Source organism: Leclercia sp. UBA7405, from assembly GCF_037152215.1.
Classification (GTDB): domain Bacteria; phylum Pseudomonadota; class Gammaproteobacteria; order Enterobacterales; family Enterobacteriaceae; genus Enterobacter; species Enterobacter pneumoniae.
Map to the genome: position 1 here is coordinate 1,100,057 of NZ_JBBCMR010000001.1, position 11,099 is coordinate 1,111,155.

Consider the following 11,099-nt stretch of genomic DNA (forward strand, 5'->3'; position numbering starts at 1 on the left):
GTTGTCACCAGAAAGTCAGGATAACCAGCGCCAGGCAGACGCAGAGCACGAACAGCGAGAGATCCATGAGCATCGGATGCCAGATTTCACCGGCGTAGATCCAATCGCGAAGCAAACGGTGGACCAGTAGCCAGAGGAAGAAGCCGGGGATCACCGCTTTAAATAACGGAGGGAAATAAATGGATGCACCCACGATGAGATCCTGAAGCGGTAGCCCCGCGGCGAGAGATGTGATTTTCACCAGCTCGTTCCTTTGCAATTGAAAATTGGCCATAACGGCCCAGCCTGACGCGCGACGGCCTCAGAACTTGAGTGTAAATCATGGTGTCATCAAGGATGTAGGACGTATTGCATTTGTTTTGGCAATATAAATGCTGCACACTATTCTAAAATCAGTATAATAACTTAGCAAGCTAATTATAAGGAGATGAAATTGGAATCGCCATTAGGTTCTGATCTGGCAAGGTTAGTACGCATCTGGCGTGCTCTGATTGACCATCGCCTGAAACCTCTGGAACTGACGCAGACACACTGGGTAACGCTGCATAACATTCATCAGCTGCCTCCCGACCAGTCGCAGATTCAACTGGCAAAAGCGATAGGCATTGAGCAGCCATCTCTGGTTCGTACGCTCGATCAACTGGAAGAGAAGGGACTAATCTCCCGTCAAACCTGTGCCAGCGATCGACGTGCCAAACGCATCAAGCTGACAGAAAAGGCTGCGCCTATCATCACTGAGATGGAAGCGGTCATCAGCAAGACGCGTGGCGAGATCCTTTCGGGTATCTCACCGGCGGAACTGGAACAGCTGATTGCGTTGATTTCTCGCCTTGAGCAGAATATCAACGAGCTTCAGTCCCGCGGCTAACCTGCCATACATTAAAAAAGCCTTGCTGATGCAAGGCTTTTTTTTACTTAGCGCTGCTGATATTCACGGTTAGCGTGGGGATACGGTCACCTGGCTGCCATTGCTGGCCAGCACGACACGCTGCCCGGCGGCGAATCTGGTTGCACCTTGTTTCTGCACTACCATGATGGTGCTACCGTCATCTTTACGAATCTCAAGCTCTACGCCCTGAGATTTGTTCATTGCACCCTGGACACCCTGGCCCGCTACACCACCGGCAACGGCACCTGCCGCTGTTGCAAGGCTGCGACCGGCGCCCCCGCCAACGGTGTTACCCAGGAAACCACCCAATACCGCACCGCCAAGTGCACCAATAACGTTGCTTTCGTCTCCACCCTGGATTTGTACCGGGCGAGCGTTAACAACGGTTCCGTAGGTGACATTCTGAACTTGTTTCGCTTCAGAAGCACTGTAGACATCCCCTGAGAGGGAACTGTCGTTGACACAGCCTGCCAGTGTAAACCCTACAAGGGAAACAGCCAGTACACGTAAAATCATTTGAATCTCCTGTTCACCAAAAACGCTCAAAGAGCATCCGTTATGGCTAAATTATAAGGCATTGGCTGCCATAGATCATATTCTTGCGTAAACACCAGCAGAATGGTACTGGATTTTGACGTAACGAAAGATAAACGGCTTAAAAAATCGGCACAATTCTGGCGCTGAATAATGAGAATATCGCTCGGCTGGCGCGGGAGTGTTAAAAAGTATTATCCCGCCATAGCATTGCCCCGGCGTTTATGATGGAGTGGGCCACTCCCCCACGCGAATAAAGGAAAGCGTATGAAATCGGGTCGTTACATCGGCGTTATGTCAGGAACCAGTCTCGACGGTGTGGATGTTGTTCTCGCGGCAATCGACGAGAGCATGGTGGCACAGCAGGCCAGCCTCAGTTGGCCTATCCCCCCCGAACTCAAACAGGCCATTCTCGACATCTGTCAGGGCCAACAGTTGACGCTCTCCCAGTTGGGACAGCTGGATACCCGTCTGGGGCAGCTGTTTGCCGAGGCGGTACAGGCGCTGCTGGACAAGGAGAATCTGCGCCCACAGGATGTGGTCGCCATTGGCTGTCATGGCCAGACCGTCTGGCATGAACCGACCGGCGATGCCCCGCATACCCTGCAAATTGGCGATAACAATCAGATTGTGGCCCGAACCGGCGTGACGGTGGTGGGCGATTTTCGCCGCCGTGACATTGCGTTAGGCGGGCAGGGTGCACCGCTGGTGCCCGCCTTTCATCAGGCGCTGCTCACGCATCCCACTGAACGGCGAATGGTGCTGAATATTGGCGGGATCGCCAACCTCTCATTGCTGATCCCAGGTCAGCCGGTACGGGGTTACGATACCGGGCCAGGCAATATGCTGATGGATGCCTGGATTTGGCGACAGATGGGCAAACCCTATGACAAGGACGCGCAGTGGGCCCGTAGCGGGAAGGTGATCCTCCCCCTCCTGCAGAATCTCCTGAGCGATCCCTATTTTGCCGCACCGGCACCGAAAAGCACCGGGCGCGAATATTTCAATTACGGCTGGCTTGAGCGCCACCTCGTCACCTTCCCGGGACTGGCAGCGGAGGATGTCCAGGCGACGCTGGTCGAACTCACGGCGGTATCTATTGCCGAACAGGTTCTGCTCAGCGGCGGCTGCGAACGTCTGCTGGTCTGCGGTGGCGGCAGCCGTAACCCACTGGTAATGGCTCGTCTGGCCGCGTTACTGCCGGGTACCGAAGTCGCCACAACCGATGAAGCGGGTATCAGTGGGGACGACATGGAGGCGCTGGCATTTGCCTGGCTGGCCTGGCGTACCGTGGCGGGGTTACCAGGGAATTTGCCCTCTGTGACCGGTGCGCGTGAAGCAAGCGTGCTGGGAGCGGTCTATCCCGCTAACCCCCGGCAAAATCAGAGTTAACTGAAATTCGCCTTACCAGGCAGGCAGTACACTAAGGGCATGTGGGAGGGTGATTTCACCCTCCAGGACCAGGAAAGTCTTTGGAACAGATCCATGAAAAAACTGCTGCTTGTGATTGCCCCTCTCTTAATCTCCGGCTGTAGCTACTACAACCAGTTTGTCGAACGTATGCAGACCGACAAACTGGAGTACCAGTGCGATGAGAAACCGATCACCGTCAATCTCAATAACCCGCGCCAGGAAGTAAGCTTCGTCTATGACAACAAATTGCTGAACCTGAAGCAGGGGATCTCTGCCTCCGGGGCGCGCTATACCGATGGAGTCTATGTCTTCTGGTCTAAGGGAGACACGGCCACAATTTATAAGCGCGATCGCATCGTCATGAACAACTGCCAGCTGCAGAATCCGAAGCGTTGAGATTTTCAAAGGGGCGGCGCACAATAGCGCCACCCACTTCTTATCTCAGATAACGCCATGTCAGATAACGATCACTTGCAGCAAATTGCGCATCTGCGCCGTGAATACACCAAAGGGGGGCTGCGCCGTCAGGACCTGCCTGCTGAACCGCTGGTGCTGTTTGAACGCTGGTTGAAACAAGCCTGCGAAGCGAAACTGGCCGATCCCACGGCCATGGTTGTCGCGACCGTTGATGAAAATGGCCAGCCCTATCAGCGTATCGTATTGCTAAAGCACTTTGACGAGAAAGGTCTGGTGTTTTATACCAACCTCGGCAGCCGCAAAGCCCACCATCTGGAGAACAATCCGCGTATCAGCCTGCTTTTCCCCTGGCATATGCTGGAGCGTCAGGTCATGGTGACCGGCAAAGTGGAACGTCTGTCTACGCTCGAGGTGGTGAAATATTTCCATAGTCGCCCACGTGATAGCCAGATAGGTGCCTGGGTCTCTAAGCAGTCAAGCCGCATCTCCGCCCGTGGCGTGCTGGAGAGTAAATTCCTCGAGCTGAAGCAAAAGTTTCAGCAGGGCGAAGTGCCGCTTCCCAGTTTCTGGGGCGGATTCCGTATCCCCATCGATCAGATGGAGTTCTGGCAGGGCGGTGAACACCGTCTTCACGATCGCTTTTTATACCAGCGCGATAATGGCGGCTGGAAAATCGACCGTCTGGCTCCGTAATCCCCGAAATTTGTTGTGTTAAGCGCTAGCGCATGCCGCGCTTGCGCTTTATTCTATGTCTCTTTCGCGTCTGGCGAAAAGTCGTGTACCGACAGAGGTGCAGTCGATTATTAATGGAGCATTTGATGGCAAGCAGTAACTTGATTAAACAATTGCAAGAGCGGGGCCTGGTGGCTCAGGTGACGGATGAAGAAGCGTTAGCTTCGCTGCTGGCGCAAGGTCCCATCGCGCTCTATTGCGGCTTCGATCCCACCGCTGACAGCTTGCATTTGGGGCATCTTGTTCCTTTGTTATGCCTGAAACGCTTCCAGCAGGCAGGCCATAAGCCTGTCGCGCTGGTGGGTGGCGCAACCGGTCTGATTGGTGACCCAAGCTTTAAAGCCGCCGAGCGTAAACTGAACACCGAAGATACCGTGCAGGAGTGGGTGGATAAAATCCGCAAACAGGTTGCACCGTTCCTCGACTTTAACTGTGGCGATAACTCTGCGATTGCTGCTAACAACTACGATTGGTTTGGCGGCATGAACGTGCTGACCTTCCTGCGTGATATCGGCAAGCACTTCTCTGTAAATCAGATGATTAACAAAGAAGCGGTGAAGCAGCGTTTGAATCGTGACGATCAGGGCATCTCCTTTACCGAGTTCTCCTATAACCTTTTGCAGGGCTATGACTTTGCCTGTCTGAACAAGCTGCACGGCGTGTCGCTGCAGATTGGCGGCTCCGATCAGTGGGGTAACATTACCTCCGGCATCGACCTGACTCGCCGTCTGCATCAGAACCAGGTCTTCGGTCTTACCGTTCCGCTGATCACCAAAGCCGATGGTACCAAGTTTGGTAAAACCGAAGGCGGCGCGGTATGGCTTGATCCGAAGAAGACCAGCCCGTACAAGTTCTACCAGTTCTGGATTAACACCGCGGATGCCGATGTTTATCGCTTCCTGAAATTCTTCACCTTTATGGACATTGAAGTCATCAACGCCCTGGAAGAAGAAGATAAAAACAGCGGTAAAGCTCCACGCGCGCAATATGTGCTGGCGGATGAAGTGACCAAACTGGTACACGGTGAAGAGGGGCTGGCTGCGGCAAAACGCATTACCGCCAGCCTCTTCAACGGCACCCTGAGCGATCTGAGCGAGGCTGACTTCGAGCAGCTGGCGCAGGATGGCGTACCTATGGTTGAGATGGAAAAGGGCGCAGACCTGATGCAGGCGCTGGTCGATTCAGAGCTGCAGCCGTCGCGCGGTCAGGCACGTAAAACCATCGCCTCCAATGCCATCACGATCAATGGCGAAAAACAGGCCGATCCGGAATATACCTTCGTTGAGGGCGATCGCCTCTACGGCCGCTACACGCTGCTGCGTCGCGGGAAGAAAAATTACTGTCTGGTCTGCTGGAAGTAATAATCAGTACACAGGGGCGTGGGAAACCACGCCCCTTTATTTTTTCAGGGTTGTGGTAAGTAAAACATGAAGAACATCCTCGCCATCCAGTCCCACGTCGTGTTTGGCCATGCGGGTAACAGTGCCGCAGAGTTTCCAATGCGTCGCCTTGGCGCCAATGTCTGGCCTTTAAACACCGTCCAGTTTTCTAACCATACGCAGTACGGTAAATGGACTGGCTGCGTCATGCCGCCGTCGCACTTGACCGAGATTGTTCAGGGGATCGCTGAGATAGATAAACTTAAAACCTGCGACGCGGTGTTAAGCGGCTATCTGGGCTCGGCGGAGCAGGGCGAGCACATTCTGGGTATTGTGCGCCAGGTGAAGGCGGCAAACCCCGGTGCGAAGTATTTCTGCGACCCGGTGATGGGCCATCCGGAGAAGGGCTGCATTGTGGCGCCGGGCGTGGCGGAGTTTCACGTGCGCCATGCACTGCCGGCCAGCGATATCATTGCCCCCAATCTCGTGGAGCTGGAAATTCTTTGCGAGCATCCGGTGACAAACGTTGAAGAAGCGGTCGCCGCCTCGCGGGAGTTGATCGCTCAGGGCCCTGAAATCGTGCTGGTAAAACATCTGGCACGCGCGGGTTTAAGTCAGGATCGCTTTGAAATGTTGTTGGTTACGAAAGACGAAGCCTGGCACATCAGCCGTCCTCTGGTGGATTTTGGGGTACGCCAGCCGGTGGGCGTCGGCGATGTGACCAGCGGTCTGCTGCTGGTGAAGCTGCTCCAGGGGGCAAGCCTGCGAGAGGCTCTGGAGCACGTTACCGCAGCGGTGTACGAGATCATGGTCGCTACAAAGGGAATGCAGGAGTACGAACTGCAGGTGGTTGCGGCGCAGGATCGCATTGCCCAGCCAGAGCACTATTTTAGCGCGACACAGCTTTAAAAGATGCCGGGCGGCATTGCGCCGCCCGGTAACGCTTAGTTCAGCCCTTCAGCCTGCAGCGCCGCTGCCACCGTCGGACGTGCCGCCACGCGATCCATATAGGACGCGATATGGCCCAGACCTTCCATATTCAGTTTAACCGCACGTGCCCAGCGCAGTACGGTAAACAGATAGGCATCGGCAATCGTAAAGCGCTGGCCGCAAATCCACTGGTCATCCTTAAGGGAGTCGTTCACGTACTGCAGTTTTTTCTCCAGCAGCGCGCGGACGGTCGGTTTGTACTCTTCAGGCGTATCCGGGCGGAAGAGCGGCGTAAAGCCTTTATGCAGCTCGGTAGCGATGTAGTTCATCCACTCCAGCGTCTTGTAGCGCGCGACACTGCCAGTAGGGGCCAGCAGCTGGCGATCCGGCACGGCGTCAGCCAGGAACTGCATGATGGCGACCCCTTCAGTCAGCAGCGTGCCATCATCAAGCAGTAGCGCAGGAACCTGTCCCTTCGGGTTAATTGCGAGAAAATCATCGCCGTTTTCCAGGCGTTTCTTCATCAGGTCAACGCCGTTTAGCGTGTAATCTTTACCGCTCTCTTGCAGCGTGATATGTGACGCAAGCGAACAGGCACCCGGTTTGTAGAACAGTTTCATCGGTAACTCCTTTTGGCTAAGGTTATCGCTATGTTAGTGCGCCGCCAGATAAAAAAAAAGCCGCTAACGCACAGTTAGCGGCTTCTCTTTAGTCGTTTCCCGATGACATTACGCGGTCGCGGTGCTGCTCGCTTTCGCCGTCGTGTCGTCGTCCTGAGTCATACGGTTCAGTTTCGGGGCCGTCAGCAGCATCAGCGCTGCGATAACGGCGGTCACAATACCAATCTGCAGGAACACGGAGCCATAAACATTCAGGGAGAGCAGCGGATCGGTCACGTTTTCCGGTACCGCCATCAGGGAGGCAATTTTACCTGCAATGATCGCTGCGCCGGCGGTGGTCAGGAACCAGCTACCCATAATGAAGCCCATCAGACGCTGCGGCACCAGTTGAGCAACCATTGCCAGGCCGAGACCGGAGATCATCAGCTCGCCGACAGACTGCAGCGCGTAGCTCAGGATCAGCCAGTTAACAGAGACAATACCCGCATCACTGGCGAATTTCGCACCCAGCGGCAGCACCAGGAAGGCGCCCGAGCACAGCACCATACCGATAGCGAATTTGTGCGGCATTGGAAGACGGTCACCCATCTTGTTGTAAATCGCCGCCAGAATCGGGCTACCGACCATGATCCAGAATGGGTTCAGCGCCTGGAACTGCTCCGGCTCGAACGCGATACCGAGGATAGAGTGCTCAACGTTACGAATGGCGAAGAAGTTCAGTGAAGTCGGCATCTGGCTGTAAAGCACGAAGAAGGCAATGGCTTCAACCATCAGAATGAAGGCCACAATCATCTTACGACGTGCAGCACCCTGCATAGAGAAGGCTTCTTTACCGAAGATGATCACAATACCCAGTGCAACCACGCCCAGAACCGCACGCGCGATGCCCTGGTTGTGCAGCAGCCAGGTGGCAATGGCAACCAGTACAACCACACCTACGATGGTTGCCAGCAATTTACCCATCTGCACAGGAGCGAAGTCCGGTTTAGAACCGTACTCTTTAACCCAGCTGCGGCAGAACAGGAAGTTCACCACGGTGATCAGCAGCCCGACGAAGCTCAGGGCAAATGCCACGCTCCAGCCGAATTTTGCCGCCAGCCACGGGGTCGCCAGCATGGAGAAGAAGGAGCCGATATTGATGGACATATAGTACATGGTGAATGCACCGTCCAGACGCGGATCGTCTTTGTTATAGCAGGTAGATAGCAGTGAGGACGGGTTCGCTTTAAACAGGCCGTTACCCACGGCAATCGTCGCCATCCCTAAATAGACCACACCTGCATCGTGGCCGGACCAGGCGACCAGGCCATAGCCGATTGCCAGAACGATGGCACCCAGCAAAATAACACGTTTGGTACCCAGGACTTTATCGCCCAGCCAGCCGCCAATCGCGACCAGGCCATATACCAGCGCACTGAAAGAAGAGAACAGCGTGATGGAATCGGCTTCTGACATACCCAGCTGTTTAACCAGGTAAACCGCCATGATCCCTTGCAGGCCGTAGAAACCAAAACGCTCCCATAACTCGATAGAGAAGATGAGATAGAACGATTTAGGTTGTTTGAAAGCGTTAAGACTTACGCTCTCTTCCGCTGGTTTATTGTTTGCAGTAGACACATATACCTCTTTTTTTACATCCCATATTAACGGGGGTGTTCATAGCGTGATGTCTAAAAAACCATCCGCTTTATAGTTATAGTGGGAGGGGAAACGGCGGGTAATGTTCACTATCCTGACCCATCTGGCAATACATTTGTAATGGTCTGTTACATTTAACTAAGCCGATACAATACGCCAGAAACCTAAATGTTATTTAGCGTTAAATTTCATCCATTAGGTTTTACTGGATTTTTTCACTACCAGGGCGGGGAGAGAATGGGCTTATGGCGATATGTTCTGCTGTTTGGTTGTTTGAGTAGTGATATGGGCTATGTTCTGAAAATTAGCTGGTCAGATATGTTGCATGGGCGGTTGTATCACCTGCGCGCGGAAGGGGTTACCCGTCTTTTATACACATAAAACTAACATCGCGTTATCAGGGTGATCGCGATCACAGAGTTATAGAAATTTTCGCTGACAAAAAAACAATTAACCTGTCTTTCCGTTAATGCGCCCTATGAAATCACTGCGCGTTGGCAAAGCAAGAGCAGGATCGACGTATAAAAAGCGAACAGACAGGTTGGGTTTCAAAGACTTGCTGTTGCCAGGGGTAATAATGAACCGTCGGACGACGGTTCAGGCGTAGACTTTCTCTTTATATTCGCAGAGATCTTCAATGATGCACGAGCCACAACGTGGTTTGCGCGCAATACAGGTATAACGCCCGTGAAGGATGAGCCAGTGATGGCAATCCACTTTAAACGAGGCAGGGACCACTTTCAGAAGCTTCTCTTCAACCTGCTCGACATTTTTCCCGGGGGCGAACTGGGTGCGGTTGCAGACGCGAAAGATATGGGTATCTACTGCGATTGTCGGCCATCCGAACGCCGTGTTTAATACCACGTTCGCCGTTTTGCGCCCTACGCCAGGTAGCGCCTCCAGGGCTGCGCGATCTTCTGGTACCTCGCTACCGTGCTGTTCAACGAGGATCCGGCAGGTTTTGATCACGTTTTCCGCTTTGCTATTAAAGAGGCCAATCGTTTTGATGTACTGCTTTACGCCATCCACGCCCAGCGCCAGCATCGCTTCCGGGGTATTTGCCACCGGATAAAGTAGCGCGGTGGCCTTGTTGACGCTGACGTCCGTCGCCTGGGCTGAGAGCAGCACAGCAATCAGCAGTTCGAAAGGCGAAGTAAACTTCAGCTCCGTCGTCGGGTGCGGATTTTCATCGTGCAGGCGTTGCAGAATCGCAATACGCTTCTCTTTGTTCATCAGGCTTTCCCGGCCGCGCCATCTTCAACGCTTACGCTGCGGGCTGCCGCACGACGTTTGCGTTTCTCATCAATCAGGTATTTTACCGCCAGCATCATGCCAAGGCCGATAAAGGCACCGGGTGGCAACATCGCCAGCAGGAACGGGGTATCGGTGTGGAAGACTTCGATGCGTAGCGCCTTCGCCCAGCCGCCCAGCAGCGCATCTGCACCGTCAAAGAGCGTTCCGTTACCCAGAATTTCACGCATCGAACCGAGCACAAACATGGCGCAGGTGGCGCCCATGCCAATAGAAAAGCCGTCCAGCGCAGAGATGGCCGGATCGTTCTTCACCGCAAAGGCTTCCGCACGGCCTACTACGATGCAGTTGGTTACGATCAGCGGAATAAAGATCCCCAGAGACTGATACAGACCAAAGGCATAAGCGTTGATCAGCATCTGCACCACGCTTACCACCGAGGCGATAATCATGACGTAGATCGGAATACGAATTTCCGACGGCGTCCAGCGACGCAGGGCTGAGATAGAGAAGTTGGTCAGGGTTAACACCAGCGTGGTTGCCAGCCCCAGACCCAGCGCATTGGTCGCTGTGGATGTCACCGCCAGCAGGGGACACATCCCCAGCAGCTGTACCAATGCCGAGTTGTTCTTCCAGAGACCCTGGACGATTACCTCTTTAACCTGGCTCATGATTACTCCTCACAGGCCGGAAGATTGTTGAGTTGCGCAGGCAGCGTTTCCGCATAAAGCCCTGCACGTTTAACCGCGTTGACCACGGCGCGTGGCGTAATGGTGGCGCCGGTAAACTGATCAATCTCGCCGCCATCTTTCTTAACGGCAAAGGCGGTATCATTATCACCGTGAATCACCTTGCCCGCGAACTGCAAAATCCAGTCGCTCAGACGGACTTCAATTTTATCCCCAAGGCCTGGCGTCTCATGATGTTCGGTCACGCGGGTGCCAAGAACGGTACCCGCAAAGTCGGCCCCGACAAGCAGTTGAATAGAACCGGAGTAGCCGTCCGGCGCTGTCGCTTCCATGACTGCCCCAACAGGAGTATCGCCTTTACGGGCAATAAAGACGCGATGGTTCCCTTTCCCCAACTGCGGCGCCTGAACGATAAAGCAGCTTTGCTGCAGATCATTATCATAGACCTCTGACGGGATCACCTGATCGAACAGCGCTTTTTGCTGGCGGGCAGCCTGCTGATCGATAGTCGGTTTGGTCAGCTCATTCACCAGCGCGGTGAGCCCGGTCAGGGCCGCGGCGAAAATCGCCAGGGTCACGCCGTGTTTCTGCATGGTTTTCAGCATGG

Annotated in this window: 13 protein-coding genes; 6 read left to right on the forward strand and 7 right to left on the reverse strand. The window is 54.2% G+C overall.

What is annotated here, in order from left to right:
- Positions 1–4: 4 nt before the first annotated feature.
- A complete protein-coding gene (locus WFN75_RS05320; protein ID WP_040078506.1) occupies positions 5–241 on the reverse strand; it encodes a DUF1656 domain-containing protein in 237 nt (78 codons plus the stop codon).
- A gap of 186 nt (positions 242–427) precedes the next feature.
- Here WFN75_RS05320 and slyA point away from each other — a divergent pair, with 186 nt between their 5' ends.
- A complete protein-coding gene (slyA, locus tag WFN75_RS05325; protein WP_040075910.1) occupies positions 428–868 on the forward strand; it encodes a transcriptional regulator SlyA in 441 nt (146 codons plus the stop codon).
- A gap of 69 nt (positions 869–937) precedes the next feature.
- Here slyA and slyB read toward each other — a convergent pair whose 3' ends face one another.
- On the reverse strand, positions 938–1,405 hold the full coding sequence (gene slyB / locus WFN75_RS05330) for an outer membrane lipoprotein SlyB (protein WP_046885978.1): 468 nt from the start codon (positions 1,403–1,405) through the stop codon (positions 938–940).
- Positions 1,406–1,690: 285 nt separating this feature from the next.
- Here slyB and anmK point away from each other — a divergent pair, with 285 nt between their 5' ends.
- From anmK to pdxY, 5 genes are all read left to right on the forward strand, one after another.
- Complete coding sequence (gene anmK / locus WFN75_RS05335; RefSeq protein WP_336995727.1) at positions 1,691–2,815, forward strand: anhydro-N-acetylmuramic acid kinase; 1,125 nt, start codon at positions 1,691–1,693, stop codon at positions 2,813–2,815.
- A 93-nt stretch (positions 2,816–2,908) separates the two neighbouring features.
- Positions 2,909–3,232: a C-type lysozyme inhibitor gene (gene mliC, locus WFN75_RS05340; protein WP_336995728.1), complete on the forward strand. Its 324-nt coding sequence runs from the start codon at positions 2,909–2,911 to the stop codon at positions 3,230–3,232.
- Between the two features lie 57 nt (positions 3,233–3,289).
- Positions 3,290–3,946, forward strand: a complete 657-nt coding sequence (gene pdxH / locus WFN75_RS05345) for a pyridoxamine 5'-phosphate oxidase (protein WP_046885980.1) — start codon at positions 3,290–3,292, stop codon at positions 3,944–3,946.
- 125 nt (positions 3,947–4,071) lie between these two features.
- Positions 4,072–5,346 (forward strand): tyrosine--tRNA ligase, encoded by a 1,275-nt coding sequence (gene tyrS / locus WFN75_RS05350; RefSeq protein WP_040075905.1) that lies wholly within the window; start codon positions 4,072–4,074, stop codon positions 5,344–5,346.
- A gap of 66 nt (positions 5,347–5,412) precedes the next feature.
- On the forward strand, positions 5,413–6,273 hold the full coding sequence (gene pdxY / locus WFN75_RS05355) for a pyridoxal kinase PdxY (RefSeq protein WP_046885981.1): 861 nt from the start codon (positions 5,413–5,415) through the stop codon (positions 6,271–6,273).
- Between the two features lie 35 nt (positions 6,274–6,308).
- Here pdxY and gstA read toward each other — a convergent pair whose 3' ends face one another.
- From gstA to rsxG, 5 genes are all read right to left on the reverse strand, one after another.
- On the reverse strand, positions 6,309–6,914 hold the full coding sequence (gene gstA, locus WFN75_RS05360) for a glutathione transferase GstA (RefSeq protein ID WP_040075902.1): 606 nt from the start codon (positions 6,912–6,914) through the stop codon (positions 6,309–6,311).
- 108 nt (positions 6,915–7,022) lie between these two features.
- Positions 7,023–8,531 carry a dipeptide/tripeptide permease DtpA gene (gene dtpA, locus WFN75_RS05365; RefSeq protein WP_046885982.1) on the reverse strand — a complete coding sequence of 503 codons (1,509 nt, stop codon included), beginning with the start codon at positions 8,529–8,531 and terminating at the stop codon, positions 7,023–7,025.
- Between the two features lie 618 nt (positions 8,532–9,149).
- Positions 9,150–9,785 carry an endonuclease III gene (gene nth, locus WFN75_RS05370; RefSeq protein WP_046885983.1) on the reverse strand — a complete coding sequence of 212 codons (636 nt, stop codon included), beginning with the start codon at positions 9,783–9,785 and terminating at the stop codon, positions 9,150–9,152.
- On the reverse strand, positions 9,785–10,474 hold the full coding sequence (locus WFN75_RS05375) for an electron transport complex subunit E (RefSeq protein WP_046885984.1): 690 nt from the start codon (positions 10,472–10,474) through the stop codon (positions 9,785–9,787). The genes nth and WFN75_RS05375 overlap by 1 nt, the downstream gene beginning before the upstream one ends.
- 2 nt (positions 10,475–10,476) lie before the next feature.
- Entirely contained in the window at positions 10,477–11,097 is a 621-nt protein-coding gene (gene rsxG / locus WFN75_RS05380; protein ID WP_046885985.1) for an electron transport complex subunit RsxG, read from the reverse strand.
- Positions 11,098–11,099 lie beyond the last annotated feature (2 nt).

Excerpts from the sequence above, each read along its gene's own strand:
- slyB (WP_046885978.1), bottom strand. The coding sequence starts at position 1,405 with ATGATTTTACGTGTACTGGCTGTTTCCCTTGTAGGGTTTACACTGGCA.
- mliC (WP_336995728.1), top strand. The coding sequence starts at position 2,909 with ATGAAAAAACTGCTGCTTGTGATTGCCCCTCTCTTAATCTCCGGCTGT.
- pdxH (WP_046885980.1), top strand. The coding sequence starts at position 3,290 with ATGTCAGATAACGATCACTTGCAGCAAATTGCGCATCTGCGCCGTGAA.
- tyrS (WP_040075905.1), top strand. The coding sequence starts at position 4,072 with ATGGCAAGCAGTAACTTGATTAAACAATTGCAAGAGCGGGGCCTGGTG.
- anmK (WP_336995727.1), top strand. The coding sequence starts at position 1,691 with ATGAAATCGGGTCGTTACATCGGCGTTATGTCAGGAACCAGTCTCGAC.
- WFN75_RS05375 (WP_046885984.1), bottom strand. The coding sequence starts at position 10,474 with ATGAGCCAGGTTAAAGAGGTAATCGTCCAGGGTCTCTGGAAGAACAAC.
- rsxG (WP_046885985.1), bottom strand. The coding sequence starts at position 11,097 with ATGCTGAAAACCATGCAGAAACACGGCGTGACCCTGGCGATTTTCGCC.
- nth (WP_046885983.1), bottom strand. The coding sequence starts at position 9,785 with ATGAACAAAGAGAAGCGTATTGCGATTCTGCAACGCCTGCACGATGAA.
- slyA (WP_040075910.1), top strand. The coding sequence starts at position 428 with ATGAAATTGGAATCGCCATTAGGTTCTGATCTGGCAAGGTTAGTACGC.
- gstA (WP_040075902.1), bottom strand. The coding sequence starts at position 6,914 with ATGAAACTGTTCTACAAACCGGGTGCCTGTTCGCTTGCGTCACATATC.
- pdxY (WP_046885981.1), top strand. The coding sequence starts at position 5,413 with ATGAAGAACATCCTCGCCATCCAGTCCCACGTCGTGTTTGGCCATGCG.